The following is a 14661-nucleotide window of genomic DNA, read 5'->3' as shown; positions in this document are numbered from 1 at the left end:
GCCGCCGCAGCGGCGTGCACAGCAGCGTTGGCTAAAGCACCAATCGCATCAGCGGCCGGCCCGCCTTGCGCTCGACCAGCCTCTCGAAACCGGCTTTCTCGAAGACCCGCGACGAGCCGACGAACAGCCCGATCGAACGCGAATCTTTCGACAGGTCGATCGGACATGCCTCGACCAGCCGCGCGCCATTCTGGCGAGCAAATTCGATGCCGCCTTCGACCAGGCGGTGCGTCACGCCCCTGCCGCGCGCCTTGACGCGGATGAAGAAGCAGGAGATTGCCCAGACGCCCGGATCGGTGGCGTCGGCGGGATCGACCGGCGCCGACCCCCTGCCCTTATTGTTCCATTCGGGCACGTCGGCGCGCGGGCCGATCTGCATCCAGCCGACCGCCTTGCCATCCTCGAACGCCAGCAGGCCCGGTGGCGGCCCGGCCTCGATCCGCGCCCTGATGTGGTCCTTGTTGCGTTCCCGGTCGCTGGCGCGGCGCGCTGCCGGCGACAGCCGGAAATGTGTGCACCAGCAGCCGTAGCAGGCGCCCTGCTTACCGAACAGATCTTCAAAATCCGCCCAAAGCTCGGGCACCAGCGGCGCTATGGTCGTATTCACGAACTCTCTCCCGGCTCACCGCCTTGTCGTGGCGTCCGTCCTGACGTACCATTGCCTTTGTTCTCTTTATGTTCGCAGCGATGGCGGTTCCTGTCAACAATCCCGATCACGGTTTTTGCCGCGACTGCCTGACCTTTCAGCGCGGTGAGGCACGGCGCTGTGAGCGCTGTGGCAGTCCACGGCTGGCCCGCCATCCGGAGCTCTACCGGCTGCATCTCGCCCATATCGATTGCGACGCGTTTTATGCGGCGGTCGAAAAGCGCGACAACCCGGCGCTGAAGGATCGGCCGTTGATCATCGGCGGCGGCAAGCGCGGCGTCGTCTCCACCGCTTGCTACATCGCCCGCGTCCACGGGGTGCGCTCGGCGATGCCGATGTTCAAGGCGCTCGAAGCCTGTCCGGAAGCGGTCGTCATCCCGCCGGACATGGAAAAATATGGTCGCGTCGGCCACGAGGTGCGCGCCATGATGCAGGCGCTGACGCCGCTGGTCGAGCCGACCTCCATCGACGAAGCGTTTCTGGATCTTGCCGGCACCGAGCGCCTGCATGGCTTGCCGCCGGCGGTGGTGCTGGCACGCTTCGCGCTCGAGGTGGAGAAGGAGATCGGCATCACCGTTTCATCAGGCCTTTCCTACTGCAAGTTCCTAGCCAAGGTGGCGTCGGACTTTCGCAAGCCGCGCGGCTTTTCGGTGATCGGCGAAGCCGAGGCGACCAGCTTTCTGGCCGAGCAGCCGGTGACGCTGATCTGGGGGGTGGGAAAAGCCTTCGCCGCCACGCTTGAGCGCGACGGCATCCGCACCATCGGCCAGTTGCAGCGCATGGAGCGCGGCGACCTGATGCGCCGCTACGGCGTGATGGGCGACCGGCTGTTCCATCTTTCACGCGGCGAGGACGACCGCCGCGTCCACCCCGACCAGGATGCGAAAAGCGTCTCGGCAGAGACCACTTTCGACACCGACATCGCCTCCCCCGAGGAACTGGTTTCGGTGCTGAGAGCGCTGTCGGAAAAAGTCTCGGGGCGGCTGAAGAAGTCCGGTATTGCCGGGCGCACCGTCGTGCTGAAGCTGAAGACGCAGGATTTCAAGACCCGCACGCGCAACCGCCAGCTCGGCGACCCGACACGGTTGGCCGACCGCATTTTCTCGACCGGGCTCGAACTGCTTCGCAAGGAGGCGGACGGCACCAGATACCGGCTGCTCGGCATCGGCGTTAGCGACCTCTCGAATGACGAAAAGGCCGATCCGCCTGACCTCGTCGATATCCAGTCACGCAAGCGTGCCATGGCCGAAGGCGCCATCGACACGTTGCGCGACAAGTTCGGCCGCAGGGCGGTGGAGACCGGCTACACCTTCGGCAAGGGCCGCAACGCCCACCCGCCAGAGCCGATCGAGGATTAGTTTAAGCATGACCCCGAACCGAATGTCCGCGCAAGCGAAAAGCGGATCCAGTTTTCGGAAAGGTCACGCTCAAGCAAGATAGGTAAAGCAGGCCGCTTCAGGTGCGTCGCAGATCGATCCGGCTGGTCATCACGCGCTCGCCGGTTTTCGGGTCGACGTCGATAACGGTCAGCCGCATGCCGTCCTCGCCGTTCTTCTCGACGGTCATTTGCGCGGTGCGATCGCCGTTGACCTGCTTCGCCCAGCGGATGCCGAGATTGATCGCATTGCCCGAGCGCTTGCCGCTGAGCTGCGCCGGCCCGGTGCGGGATCCGACATAGGTGCCGGTGTACTTCGTCCCGCTGGACTTCAGATCGGCACTGATGGCGCGCGACACCCCGACAAGACCGCGGCAGGTGCCGTCCAGCGACAAGGAACTCGATGTCGCGTCGGAATTGAAGCGGCAGGAGACGTTCACCGTCGGCGCCTCGGTGGTTACCTTGACGGTGCCCTTGCCGGCAAAATTCCCCTCGAACGAGCGAAGAAAATCGGCCTCGTCGGCATGAGCCGCGCCGGCTGCAGCCGCCAGGCAGCCGGCAAGTACAAATCGTGCGCATGATTTCATTGGATCTCTCCCCTTGAACTGGCTGTTGGACCAACGCTCGCGGTGACGGCAGGTTCCGCCTTCAGCATGACCGTTTTGCAACACCTCGCTTCTGGCCCAGCCGAATGTGCTGACTAGCGGTTGCAGTGAAAGCCCCGGCTTGCGACATAGCGCGCATGGCGCCCTCACCCTCGATCCCCAAGGCCGCGTTCTGGATGGCGCTGTCGATCGCATCATTTCTGACGATGTCGGTCGCCGGCCGCGCCACGACAGCCGAGCTCAACGTCTTCCAGGTGCTGGAGTTGCGCTCGTTGATCGGCCTGTTCATCCTCCTGCCGCTGGTGATGATGTCAGGCGGTTTTGCGGCAATGCGCAGCAAACGCCCCATGGCCCATATCGCCCGCAACGTCGTCCATTTTGTCGGCCAGGCGGCATGGCTCTACGCCTTGACATTGATCCCGCTGGCCGTGCTGATCTCCATAGAATTCACGACGCCGATCTGGACGGCCATTCTGGCGGTCGGCTTTCTTGGTGAAAGACTAAGCCGGCCGAGACTTGCGGCGATCGTGCTCGGGCTGATCGGCGTGCTGATCATCGTCCGTCCGGGCGCCGGCTCCGTCGATCCGGGACATGTTGTCGTGCTGGGTGCCGCGGTCTGCTTCGGCATATCCGTGGTCCTGGTCAAATCGCTGACGCGGACGGACAGCGTCGTGTCCATCATCTTCTGGATGCTGGTCATCCAGTCGGTGCTCGGCCTTATCCCGGCGCTCTACGAATGGCGCAACCCGCCGCTCGAACTGTGGCCGTGGATCCTGCTGATCGCCTTCACCGGCATGTCGTCGCATTTCTGCATGGCCCGCGCACTCGCCTATGCCGACGCCACCGTCATCTCACCGATGGACTTTTTGCGGGTGCCGCTGTCGGCGCTGATCGGCTGGCTGCTTTATCAGGAGCAGATCGACGCCTTCACCGCCGGCGGCGCCTTGCTGATCCTGCTGGGCAACCTGCTCAACCTGCAGAAAAAGGCGACCAAACCTGCGGAAGTGGCAGCGTCTTAGCATTTTGCAGCCAAACGTCTTCGTTTGGCGCATTAAGGCAAGGAGCCAGAGCGCAGTTTTGGTTCCACAAAACCGCGCTCCAGCCCCGCATTTCAGTCGCCTTCGTCGGGGATGTTGAGGAGATGCCCGCAGGCCTTGCAGTGAACGGCGTCGGCTTCATGCCGCTGAAGGCCGCATTGCGGGCACGGGAAGAAGACCTTGTTGGGACGGAAGAGCGCCTGCGCCAGCCTGACGAACAGCGATATGCCGATGATCATGGTGACGATCGAGGTGATTTTACCGGCGATCCCCGGCAAGACGATGTCGCCGAAGCCGGTCGTGGTCACCGTGGCGACTGTGAAATACAGCGCATCGACATAGCCTTCGAGACCGGCCCCGGTGCGGAAGAAGAAGGTGTAGACGAAACCGGTGACGACAAACAGGAATGTCAGGAGATTGATGACTGCGTGGCTTGCCTCGCGCCATTTTTTGAGGCCGCGCATCTCGAAAAACCGCCACAGCGCGCCGCTGCGCGACAGCGACCACAGCCGCAATATGCGCAGAAAACCCAGATTGGCCAGCGCCGAAGGCATCAGCAGCGTCAGCAGGATGAAGGCGTCGACCCACGACGTCGGCTGTTTCATCAGGCGCAGCATATCGTTTGACGCAAGCAGCCGGGCAATCATGTCGGCGGCGACAAGCGCTGCCACCGAATAATCGAGCCAGAGGAACGAGGACGTGTCCTGGATGACCGGTGTGGCGATGAAGAAGGCGATGATGGCAAGGTCGATGATGACAGCCGCAAGCTGAAACCGGAAAGCCGCAGGCGTGCGCCCGTGATAGAGCTTGCGCAGCGTGTCGCGCAGCCGCGCCAAGGCTGAAAAATCCTGCACTCCGTCCCTTTCCGGCGCCTTCATGACAACTGCGATAATGTTCGCCGCGACAGCCGTCCAGTGGGCAGAGCAGAGGGAAGCCGCTGTGGCTTGAGAACATCCGGAGCGTTTCGGACCCGGAAAGCAATCAGACCGGTTCGGCCTCGATGATGCTGATGTGAGGTCCGGCTTCAACAATATTCGCGACCCGAAAATCCGACGCCGCCAGCAGCGACCTGAATTCTTCCGCCGTGCGCTCCTGCCCGCCCGGCATGACCAGCATGTTCAGATCGCCGAATTTTGCGCCGGCGCCTTCGTTGGGCGGCGCCAGAATGCTCTCGAGCACCAGCAGCTTGCCTTCTGGGCGAATCGCCCTGCGGCAGGTTTTCAGGATCCGGATGTTTGTCTCGTCGTCCCAGTCATGCAGGATCCATTTAAGCACAATCGCATCGGCGCCATCGGGCACCGAGACGAAGAAATCGCCGGCGACGATGTCGCAGCGATCGGATACGCCCGCGGCGTCAAAGACCGGGCCGGCCTTCGCCACGACCTGCGGCTGATCGAAAAGAATGCCGCGCTGGCCCGGATTGCGGCGGAGGATTTCGGCAAGCAGCGCGCCCTGCCCGCCCGCGACATCCATGACGACAGAGAACGGCCGAAAGTCATAGGCCGCGATCACCGCGGCGGCGACGCCGCGCGACATCGCCGTCATCGCCCGGTCGAAGATGACGGACTCTTCCGGGTGCTCCGCCCGGTATTCCCAAACGCCCTTGCCATGAGTGTGGCGAAAGGCGTTTTCGCCGGTGCTGACACTGTGCAGCAGATCGCTCCATGCCTGACGGAAATACGGCCGCCCGGCCAGAATCGCCCACGGCGCGACAGAATGCTGAACATCGGATCGCAACGCGCCGCCAACCGGGGTTAGCGAGAAGAACCGGTCTTCCGCTTCATGGAACACGCCGACCGACGCAAGGGCGCGCAGCAGGCGGTAGAGTGCCTCCGTATTTGTATTGGTCAACGCGGCAAGTTCGCCGCTGGTGCGTTTCCCGTCCTTGAGATGGTCTGCGATGCCCAGCGTGGCGGCGACGCATATCGCCTGAGACACCTGGAAGCCATTGACCATTTTCTGGAGTTCGGCAGCGGCATCCCGCTCATCCATGACCCGCTCCCCCGGCCGCCAAAAAGACCCAGGCCGCCGAGCTCACAATACCAGCCGCATCGGCACCGGGCAATGCGACCGGGCTGGCGGAATACGGTCGTTAGCTCACACCAGTTCCACTTCCACCACGCCCGGCACAGCGCGCATGGCCGACGCGATCTGTGGCGAGACGCGGTAACGGTTGGGCAGTTCGATCTCGACCTCGCCCTGCGCCTCATCCTTGATGACGATAATGCTCACCTGGCTGTCGCCGCGCTGGGTAAGCTGCGATTGAATCGCCGACGCCGGCCGGTCGTCCCTGACAAAGATGCGCAAGGCTTTCTGGATGCGGCTTGCCTCGTCCTCCAGCGACTGCACCGTCTGGATGCGCAGATTGACGCCTTCGGGCCTGTCCTCGGCCGAAACTGTGATCACCACCGAACGGCCGGGCTCGAGCAGGTCGCGATATTGCGCCAGACCTTCGGAAAAAAGCACTGCTTCATACTGGCCTGACGTGTCGGAGAACTGCACGACGCCCATCTTGTTGCCGGTGCGCGTCTTGCGCTCCTGCTTGGTGGTGACGGTGCCGGCAAGCCGCCCGGCGGCAGCGCCGCGTTTGACGGCGGCCGAGAACTCGGCCCAGGTCTGCACCCGCATCTTCTGCAGCGCCGCCTTGTATTCGTCCAGCGGGTGCGCCGATAGATAGAAGCCGACCACCTGGAATTCACGGTGCAGGCGGTCGGCGGCAAGCCACGGGTCGGTCGCCGGCAGGTGGAGCGCCTGCGACTGTGCGCCGAGCGAGGCGCCGAAAATGTCGTGCTGGCCCGACATTGCATTCTGCTGCGCCAGCGACGCCAGCCCCATCATCCGCTCGACGCCCGCCAGCATCGCGGCGCGCTCGTGGCCGAAGCAGTCGAGCGCACCGGCCATGATCAGGCTTTCGAAGACGCGCTTGCCGACGATCTTCGGGTCGACCCTTTCGCAGAAATCGGCGAGGCTCTTGAACGGTCTTTCGCCGCGCATGGCGACGATATGCTCGACCGCCGCGTCGCCGACGCCCTTGAGCGCGGCCAGCGAATAGAAGATCCGGTTCTCGGCGACTTCGAAGGCGCGGAAGCTTGATACCACCGACGGCGCCACGACATCGATGCCGAGACGTAGCGCATCCTGGCGGAAATCGGCGAGTTTGTCGGTGTTGCCCATGTCGAGCGTCATCGACGCGGCCAGGAATTCGACCGGGTAGTGCGCCTTCAGATAGGCCGTCTGGTAGGAGACGACCGCATAAGCGGCGGCATGCGACTTGTTGAAACCGTAGTCGGCGAACTTTGCCAGCAGGTCGAAGATGAAGTCGGCTTGCGGCTTGCCGACGCCGCGCTCGATCGCGCCCGAGACGAAGCGCTCGCGCTGCTTGTCCATCTCGGCGCGGATCTTCTTGCCCATGGCGCGGCGCAGCAGATCGGCTTCGCCCAGCGAATAGCCCGCAAGCTCCTGCGCGATCTGCATCACCTGTTCCTGGTAGACGATGACGCCTTGCGTCTCCTTGACCAGATGGTCGATCTTCGGATGGATCGACGCCATCTCCTCCTCGCCATGCTTTCTGGCGTTGTAGGTCGGGATGTTCTCCATCGGGCCCGGCCGGTAAAGCGCGACCAGCGCGATGATGTCCTCGATGCAGTCGGGCCGCATGCCGATCAGCGCCTTGCGCATGCCGGCACTTTCCACCTGGAACACGCCGACCACTTCGCCGCGTGACAGCATGGCGTAGGTGTCGGGGTCGTCGAGCGGAATGTGGGCGAGATCGATCTCGATGCCGCGGCGGCGGATCAGCTTGACCGCGGTCTCCAGCACCGTCAGCGTCTTCAGGCCGAGGAAGTCGAACTTCACCAGCCCGGCCTGCTCGACATACTTCATGTTGAACTGGGTGACAGGCATGTCGGAGCGCGGGTCGCGGTACATCGGCACCAGTTCCCACAGCGGCCGGTCGCCGATGACGATGCCGGCGGCATGCGTCGAGGCGTGGCGGTAGAGCCCTTCCAGCTTCTGCGCCATGTCGAGCAGCGTCTGCACGATCGGCTCGCGCTCCGCCTCTTCGGCAAAGCGCGGCTCGTTGGCGATAGCGTCGGCGAGCTTGACCGGATTGGCCGGGTTCGACGGCACCATTTTGGAGAGCTTGTCGACCTGGCCATAGGGCATCTGCAGCACGCGGCCGACATCGCGCAGCACCGCGCGGGCCTGCAGCGTGCCGAAGGTGATGATCTGGCCGACCTGGTCGCGGCCGTATTTCTGCTGGACGTAGCGGATGACCTCCTCGCGCCGGTCCTGGCAGAAATCGATGTCGAAGTCGGGCATCGACACGCGGTCGGGATTGAGGAAGCGCTCGAACAGCAGCGAGAAGCGCAGCGGATCGATGTCGGTGATGGTCGTCGAATAAGCGACCAGCGAGCCGGCGCCCGAACCGCGTCCCGGCCCGACAGGGATGCCTTGCGCCTTCGCCCATTTGATGAAGTCGGCGACGATCAGGAAATAGCCGGGGAATTTCATCTTCTCGATGATGCCGAGCTCGAACTCCAACCGTTCGCGATATTGTTCGACCGTGTAGCCAGGGGCCAGGCCGTGCGCGGCGAGCCGCGCCTCCAGTCCTTCATGCGCCTGTCTGGCAAGCTCCCGCGCCTCCGCCTTCACCGCCGCATCGGCGTCGGCGACATCGCCGCCGGCAAAGCGCGGCAGGATCGGGTTGCGGGTCTTGGGATAGTAGGAGCAGCGCAGCGCGATCTCGACGGTGTTGTCGACCGCTTCCGGCAGATCGGCAAACAGCCTCGCCATGTCGGCCTGGCTTCTCAGAAAATTGTCGGGCGACAGCCGCCGGCGATTGTCGACGGCGACGACCGAACCTTCGGCGATGGCGATCAGCGCGTCATGCGCCTCATAGTCGTCGCGCGCGGAGAAAAACGCCTCGTTGGTGGCGACCAGCGGCAAGTCATTGATATAGGCGAGGTCGACTGACGATTTCTCGATGGCCCGGTCATAGCCGGAAACCCGTTCCAGTTCGACATAGAGCCGGTCGCCGAACAGCGCCTTGAGCGCCAGAAGCCGCGTCTCGGCGAGGTCGCGGCGGTCCTCTTTCAGCGCGTTGCCGATCGGGCCGCGCGGCCCGCCGCTGAGACAGATCAGGCCGTCGCAATGGCCTTGCAGCATCTCGGTCGTCAGATGCACGGCCTCGCCGGGCGGCGTTTCCAAATAGACCCGGCTGACCAGCCTGACCAGATTGCTGTAGCCGGCCTCGGTCGCCGCGATCAAAACCACGGGCCGCATTTCCGGGCCTTGCCGCCTGCGGTCGCGCTGGCTGTCGCTGGCTTCACCGGAAAAAGCGAGAGCGGTCTGGCAGCCGATGATCGGCTGGATACCCTCTTTCACCGCCTTTTGTGCGAATTCAAGCGCGCCGAACAGATTATTGGTGTCGGTGACGGCAATCGCCGGGGCGTCATCCCTCACCGCATGGGCGACGACCGTGCCGAGTTGCAAAGCGCCTTCGAGCAGCGAATAGGCCGAATGGACGCGCAGATGAATGAACGGCCGCGCCGGCGCTTCCGGCCGCGACGCCTTCACAAACGCCTCGCGCCGCAACGGATCGCGGGGAAGTGTCTCATTCGCCATGGTTTTTTAGCGCCGTTTGAAAGGACTCAGTCGATGAAGATGTATTGTCCGGCACCGGACGATGCGAGTCCAGCGAGAGCGGGCGCTAAACCATCAGCGTTCAACCGTCCAATTGTCGATGTTGGCGCTGCCCCTCATCCGCCTGCCGGCACCTTCTCCCCGTATAGTGACGGGGCGAAGGGGCTGGCCGCAACCTCGGCTCGCTTTTTGCAACGCTGGAAATTGGCGAAATCCTTTGCGAAGGCGTCTTTCTCCCCGTTCCTATACGGGGAGAAATGCCCGGCAGGGCAATGAGGGGCAGCGCCAACCAATGCGACTGCCTTGTATCCTCACGCAAATTCCATGATCACCGCGTCGACGGCAAGACTGTCGCCCGGTTTTGCCATGAGTTTCGAAACGGTGAGATCGCGCTCGGCGCGCAGCACGTTTTCCATCTTCATCGCCTCGACGACCGCCAGCGTCTCGCCGGCCTTGACCTCCTGCCCTTCGGCAACGGCGATCGACACGACAAGGCCGGGCATCGGGCAGAGCAGCATCTTGGAGGTGTCGGGCGCCACTTTTTCCGGCATCAGCCTTTCGAGTTCGGCGATGCGCGGCAGCATGGTGCGTGCGCTCACCGACATGCCTTTCCAGGCGATGCGAAGCCCGTTCAGCACCGGCCTGACCTGCGCGGCGATTCTTCGATCGCCGACCGTTCCGCGCCAGATGAGATCGCCCGGCCGCCAGTCGGACGCCACCGTCAGCGCCTTGCCGCCGTCGATCGACAGACCGAGTTCCATCGGAATGGTGATCATGCCTTCGAGTACCGAGGCCGAATGGTAATCCTTGCCGATCTTGACCACCCAGTCGCGTTTCAGCACACCCGAATGCGGCGCCAGCCGCCCGCCCAGCCGGTCGAGCCGGTCGCGGCGCAGCAGTTCGACCGCGGTGGCGACGGCTGCGAGCACGGCCTTTTCCTCGCTATCAGGCACGATCGGCGCGAAGCCGTGCGGATACTCCTCTGATATGAAGGCGGTCGATATCCGCCCTTCCCGCCAGCGCGGATGCTGCATAAGTGCTGCAAGGAACGGCATGTTGTGCTCGATGCCGTCGACGACAAAACTGTCGAGCGCTTCCGACATGGCGTCTATTGCCGCGAGCCGCGTCGGCGCCCAGGTGCACAGCTTGGCGACCATCGGATCATAGAACATCGAGATGTCCGAACCCTCGGCAACCCCGGTATCGTTGCGGATGACGATGTCGCCGAACTGTCCCTCTTGCGGCGGCCGGTATCTCGTCAGCCGGCCGATCGACGGCAGGAAATTGCGATACGGGTCCTCGGCGTAGAGCCGGCTTTCCACCGCCCAGCCGTTCAGCCTGACGTCGCTTTGCTTGATGGCGAGCTTTTCGCCGGCCGCTATGCGGATCATCTGCTCGACCAGGTCGATGCCGGTGACGAGCTCGGTCACCGGGTGCTCGACCTGCAATCGCGTATTCATTTCAAGGAAATAGAAGTTCTTTTCGCTGTCGACGATGAACTCGACCGTGCCGGCGCTCTGATAGTCGACCGCCCTGGCCAGCGCCACCGCCTGCTCGCCCATGGCTTTCCGGGTCTTGGCGTCGAGGAAAGGCGAAGGCGCCTCTTCGACGACCTTCTGGTTGCGGCGCTGGATCGAGCATTCGCGCTCGCCGAGATAGAGCGCATTGCCATGCGCGTCGGCCAGCACCTGGATCTCGATGTGGCGCGGATCGACCACGAACTTCTCGATGAAGACGCGGTCGTCACCGAACGAGCTTTTGGCCTCCGACCGCGCCCGGTCGAACCCGTCGCGCACCTCGGCCTTGCTCCAGGCGATGCGCATGCCCTTGCCGCCGCCACCGGCCGAGGCCTTGATCATCACGGGATAGCCGATCTCGCCGGCTATTTTCTCGGCATGACCGGCATTCTCGATGACGCCGAGCCAGCCGGGCACCGTGCTGACCTTGGCCGCATTGGCGAATTTCTTCGATTCGATCTTGTCGCCCATCGCCCTGATCGCTCCGGGTTTCGGGCCGATGAAGACGATGCCTTCGTTCTCCAGCGCTTCACAGAAGGAGGCGCGTTCGGACAAAAACCCGTAGCCGGGATGCACGGCTTCAGCACCTGTCGCCTTGCAGGCGGCGATGATCTTCTCCGGCACCAGATAGCTCTCTGAGGCCGGCGAAGGCCCGATATGGACAGCCTCGTCGGCCATCTCGACATGCACGGCGTCACGATCGGCGTCCGAATAGACCGCGACGGTGGCGATGCCCATCTTGCGCGCCGACTTGATGACGCGGCAGGCGATCTCGCCACGATTGGCGATCAGGATCTTTCTGAACATGCGGGTTTATTCCCTCGGCTGCCTTTCTTTTATGGGCTTCGCCCAGCCGGTCAAGGCACGTAGGCGCATATCCGGGTGCCGAGTCGCCTGGTGACGACCAAAACCCGGCTACGAACTGTCAATTCGTCCCATAGTCCAGAACCTGCAGATACGCTAAAGCTCGCCTCGATTGCCGATTTGGCTTGAGAGGAGAGCCCCGATGAAAACCCGTGCCGCTGTCGCTGTCGCCGCCGGAAAGCCGCTGGAAATCCTGGAGGTCGACCTCGACGGCCCTCAGCCCGGCGAGGTGCTGGTCGAGATCAAGGCGACCGGCATCTGCCACACCGACGAATTCACGCTGTCGGGCGCCGATCCCGAAGGCATCTTTCCGGCGATCCTCGGCCATGAGGGCGCCGGAATCGTCGTCGATGTCGGCAAGGGCGTCACCTCGGTCAAGAAGGGTGACCACGTCATCCCGCTCTACACGCCGGAATGCCGGCAATGCCCGTCCTGCCTTTCCAGAAAAACCAATCTGTGCACCGCGATCCGCGCCACGCAGGGGCAAGGGCTGATGCCGGACGGCTCGTCGCGCTTCTCGATCGGCAAGGACAAGATCTTCCACTATATGGGCTGCTCGACCTTCTCCAACTTCACCGTGCTGCCCGAGATCGCGGTGGCCAAGGTCAATCCCGACGCGCCCTTCGACAAGATCTGCTATATCGGCTGCGGCGTCACCACCGGCATCGGCGCGGTGATCAACACAGCCAAGGTCGAGATCGGCGCCACGGCCGCTGTCTTCGGCCTCGGCGGCATCGGCCTCAACGTCATCCAGGGCCTGCGCCTCGTCGGCGCCGACATGATCATCGGCGTCGACCTGAACAACGACAAGAAGGAATGGGGCGAGAAATTCGGAATGACGCATTTCGTCAATCCGAAGGAGATCGACGGCGATATCGTGCCCTATCTCGTCAACATGACCAAGCGCGGCGCCGACCATATCGGTGGCGCCGACTATACTTTCGACTGCACCGGCAGCACCAAGGTGATGCGCCAGGCGCTTGAGGCATCGCACCGCGGCTGGGGCAAGTCGGTGGTCATCGGCGTTGCCGGCGCCGGCCAGGAGATCTCGACGCGGCCGTTCCAGTTGGTCACCGGACGCACCTGGATGGGCACCGCCTTCGGCGGCGCGCGCGGCCGCACCGACGTGCCGAAGATCGTCGACTGGTACATGGACGGCAAGATCGAGATCGACCCGATGATCACCCACACACTGAAGCTGGAGGACATCAACAAGGGTTTTGACCTGATGCATGAGGGCAAGAGCATCAGGAGCGTGGTGGTTTACTAAGAATTCGCGACCTGGCCGGGAGGAAGCAAGGCAATCGCTTCAGGTTTGCGCCGCCCCTCATCCGCCTGCCGGCACCTTCTCCCCGTATAATGACGCGGAGAAGGGGCTGATCGCAACGTCGGCACGCTTTCTGCCACGCCGAAGATTGGCGAAATCCTTTGCGAAGGCGTCTTTCTCCCCGTCACCAATGAGGGGCGGCGCCGACCTTTGAAGCGATTGCGCTGCACCAATAGGTCCGGAGCGTTGCTGAGATGGCGACCGCTCGAATATCATCGACAGAGCCAGGCGAAAAATCGCCCGGCTTCATACGCGTTGGAACGAACCATGCCCGCACCCGCCATTTACGTCGATGCCGATGCCTGTCCGGTGAAGGCCGAGGTCGAAAAAGTCGCCGAGCGCCATGGCGTCGTCGTCACCTTTGTCTCCAATGGCGGCCTGCGCCCGTCGCGCGACCCGATGATCCGCAACGTCGTCGTATCCAAGGGCGCCGACGCGGCGGACGACTGGATCGTCGACAATGCCAAGCCCAACGATATCGTTGTGACAGCAGACATCCCGCTTGCCGCCCGCACGGTGGCGCTCGGCGCCCATGTGCTGGGGCCGACCGGACGCCCGTTCACGCCGGAAACGATCGGCATGGCGGTGGCGATGCGCGACCTCAAGCAGCATCTGCGCGAGACCGGCGAAAGCAAGGGCTACAACGCCAGTTTCGCGCCACAGGACCGCTCGCGGTTTCTCGGCGAACTCGACCGCATCCTGCGGCGTGCGCTGAAATCCGCCGCACCGGGCTAGCGCCTGATCCCGAAACGGAACACAGCGAAGCAATCGGAATCGATCTTCGAAACCAAACGCACTGTCAAAAGTGTTATAATGTCCGAGACTTAAAGGACGAGCGGCGGTGTAGAAGACGGACCGCATCAGAGGCCGGGCCATGACGACCGAGCTGCCCCTGAAGAAACCACTGCACCGCCACATGCAGTTCGCGGTGTCGGCCTGCATCGGTGTAGTGGCACTGGCGATCGCGCTGGTGCTGCGCACTCCGCTCGCCTTCTCGATCGGCGCCAATGCGTTTTTCGCCGCCTACACCGTCATCGTCGTCGCCCAGATGCCGCTGCTCACCGGCCGCTATCTGAGCAGGAACGCGCGGGCCACCGACCAGCCGGTGCTGGTCATCTTTGCGGTGACGCTGATTGTCGTCACCGTTGCCATCATCTCGCTGTTCCAATTGATCAATCGCGAGGGCAGCGCGCACCCTGTCGAACTCACCTTCGCGCTGCTGTCGATCCCGCTCGGCTGGTTCACCATCCACGCCATGACAGCGCTGCACTACGCGCATGTTTACTGGGTCAACGACGAAGAGACCGACCCCGGCAGCAAAGCGAAGCAGAAAAAGCCGGTCGGCGGCCTCGTATTTGCCGGTAAGGGGCGGCCGGACGGCTGGGATTTCCTCTACTTCTCGACCACCGTCGGCATGACCTCACAGACTTCCGATACCGCGGTCTCGACCCCGCAAATGCGTCACATCGTGCTTTTGCATTCGATCCTGTCGTTCTTTTTCAATACAGTGATCGTCGCCGCCGCGGTCAACCTCGCCGTCAGTCTCGGGAGCCAGTAGTATCGGGCAGGCTGTAATAATTCCGTGATCGGATGAAACATCGCTTTGGCTGGCAACGTATTGGGAGGAGAACGATCGGAAAGGCCGGC

The 14661-nt window shown here is 63.3% G+C and carries 11 protein-coding genes; 5 read left to right on the top strand and 6 right to left on the bottom strand.

The annotated features are described in order from the left end of the window. Positions 1 to 31 precede the first annotated feature (31 nt). Positions 32 to 607: a GNAT family N-acetyltransferase gene (locus tag BQ8794_RS33045; protein WP_077383948.1), complete on the bottom strand. Its 576-nt coding sequence runs from the start codon at positions 605 to 607 to the stop codon at positions 32 to 34. A 68-nt stretch (positions 608 to 675) separates the two neighbouring features. Between BQ8794_RS33045 and BQ8794_RS33040 the strand changes: the two genes are divergently transcribed. Next, the gene (locus BQ8794_RS33040) at positions 676 to 2004 is read left to right on the top strand and encodes a DNA polymerase IV (protein ID WP_077383947.1); all 1329 of its coding nucleotides are present in this window, start codon (positions 676 to 678) and stop codon (positions 2002 to 2004) included. A gap of 97 nt (positions 2005 to 2101) precedes the next feature. Here BQ8794_RS33040 and BQ8794_RS33035 read toward each other — a convergent pair whose 3' ends face one another. Next, the gene (locus BQ8794_RS33035; RefSeq protein ID WP_077383946.1) at positions 2102 to 2608 is read right to left on the bottom strand and encodes a hypothetical protein; all 507 of its coding nucleotides are present in this window, start codon (positions 2606 to 2608) and stop codon (positions 2102 to 2104) included. A 155-nt stretch (positions 2609 to 2763) separates the two neighbouring features. On the opposite strand from BQ8794_RS33035, the gene BQ8794_RS33030 reads away from it, so the two are divergent. Further along, positions 2764 to 3645, top strand: a complete 882-nt coding sequence (locus BQ8794_RS33030) for a DMT family transporter (protein WP_077383945.1) — start codon at positions 2764 to 2766, stop codon at positions 3643 to 3645. Between the two features lie 92 nt (positions 3646 to 3737). Here BQ8794_RS33030 and BQ8794_RS33025 read toward each other — a convergent pair whose 3' ends face one another. The 4 genes from BQ8794_RS33025 to BQ8794_RS33005 all read right to left on the bottom strand — a co-directional run bounded on the left by BQ8794_RS33025 (position 3738) and on the right by BQ8794_RS33005 (position 11630). Next, complete coding sequence (locus BQ8794_RS33025) at positions 3738 to 4541, bottom strand: potassium channel family protein (protein ID WP_077383944.1); 804 nt, start codon at positions 4539 to 4541, stop codon at positions 3738 to 3740. 103 nt (positions 4542 to 4644) lie between these two features. Then, entirely contained in the window at positions 4645 to 5655 is a 1011-nt protein-coding gene (locus BQ8794_RS33020) for a methyltransferase (protein WP_077383943.1), read from the bottom strand. Between the two features lie 105 nt (positions 5656 to 5760). Beyond that, on the bottom strand, positions 5761 to 9288 hold the full coding sequence (gene dnaE, locus BQ8794_RS33015; protein ID WP_077383942.1) for a DNA polymerase III subunit alpha: 3528 nt from the start codon (positions 9286 to 9288) through the stop codon (positions 5761 to 5763). Between the two features lie 329 nt (positions 9289 to 9617). Then, entirely contained in the window at positions 9618 to 11630 is a 2013-nt protein-coding gene (locus BQ8794_RS33005; RefSeq protein WP_077383941.1) for an acetyl-CoA carboxylase biotin carboxylase subunit, read from the bottom strand. A gap of 199 nt (positions 11631 to 11829) precedes the next feature. On the opposite strand from BQ8794_RS33005, the gene BQ8794_RS33000 reads away from it, so the two are divergent. The 3 genes from BQ8794_RS33000 to BQ8794_RS32990 all read left to right on the top strand — a co-directional run bounded on the left by BQ8794_RS33000 (position 11830) and on the right by BQ8794_RS32990 (position 14572). Further along, a complete protein-coding gene (locus BQ8794_RS33000; protein ID WP_077383939.1) occupies positions 11830 to 12957 on the top strand; it encodes an S-(hydroxymethyl)glutathione dehydrogenase/class III alcohol dehydrogenase in 1128 nt (375 codons plus the stop codon). Between the two features lie 324 nt (positions 12958 to 13281). Further along, on the top strand, positions 13282 to 13749 hold the full coding sequence (locus BQ8794_RS32995) for a YaiI/YqxD family protein (protein WP_077383938.1): 468 nt from the start codon (positions 13282 to 13284) through the stop codon (positions 13747 to 13749). Positions 13750 to 13888: 139 nt separating this feature from the next. After that, the gene (locus BQ8794_RS32990; RefSeq protein ID WP_077383937.1) at positions 13889 to 14572 is read left to right on the top strand and encodes a DUF1345 domain-containing protein; all 684 of its coding nucleotides are present in this window, start codon (positions 13889 to 13891) and stop codon (positions 14570 to 14572) included. The last annotated feature ends 89 nt before the right edge of the window (positions 14573 to 14661 follow it).

Source organism: Mesorhizobium prunaredense, from assembly GCF_900156895.1.
GTDB lineage: Bacteria > Pseudomonadota > Alphaproteobacteria > Rhizobiales > Rhizobiaceae > Mesorhizobium > Mesorhizobium prunaredense.
This window is presented reverse-complemented; position numbering and strand designations above follow the sequence as displayed.

What these genes read in the sequence shown, in the direction of transcription:
- BQ8794_RS33040 (WP_077383947.1), top strand. Translation starts at nt 676, where the DNA reads ATGTTCGCAGCGATGGCGGTTCCTGTCAACAATCCCGATCACGGTTTT.
- BQ8794_RS33025 (WP_077383944.1), bottom strand. Translation starts at nt 4,541, where the DNA reads ATGAAGGCGCCGGAAAGGGACGGAGTGCAGGATTTTTCAGCCTTGGCG.
- BQ8794_RS33020 (WP_077383943.1), bottom strand. Translation starts at nt 5,655, where the DNA reads ATGGATGAGCGGGATGCCGCTGCCGAACTCCAGAAAATGGTCAATGGC.
- BQ8794_RS33005 (WP_077383941.1), bottom strand. Translation starts at nt 11,630, where the DNA reads ATGTTCAGAAAGATCCTGATCGCCAATCGTGGCGAGATCGCCTGCCGC.
- BQ8794_RS32995 (WP_077383938.1), top strand. Translation starts at nt 13,282, where the DNA reads ATGCCCGCACCCGCCATTTACGTCGATGCCGATGCCTGTCCGGTGAAG.
- BQ8794_RS32990 (WP_077383937.1), top strand. Translation starts at nt 13,889, where the DNA reads ATGACGACCGAGCTGCCCCTGAAGAAACCACTGCACCGCCACATGCAG.
- dnaE (WP_077383942.1), bottom strand. Translation starts at nt 9,288, where the DNA reads ATGGCGAATGAGACACTTCCCCGCGATCCGTTGCGGCGCGAGGCGTTT.
- BQ8794_RS33030 (WP_077383945.1), top strand. Translation starts at nt 2,764, where the DNA reads ATGGCGCCCTCACCCTCGATCCCCAAGGCCGCGTTCTGGATGGCGCTG.
- BQ8794_RS33000 (WP_077383939.1), top strand. Translation starts at nt 11,830, where the DNA reads ATGAAAACCCGTGCCGCTGTCGCTGTCGCCGCCGGAAAGCCGCTGGAA.
- BQ8794_RS33035 (WP_077383946.1), bottom strand. Translation starts at nt 2,608, where the DNA reads ATGAAATCATGCGCACGATTTGTACTTGCCGGCTGCCTGGCGGCTGCA.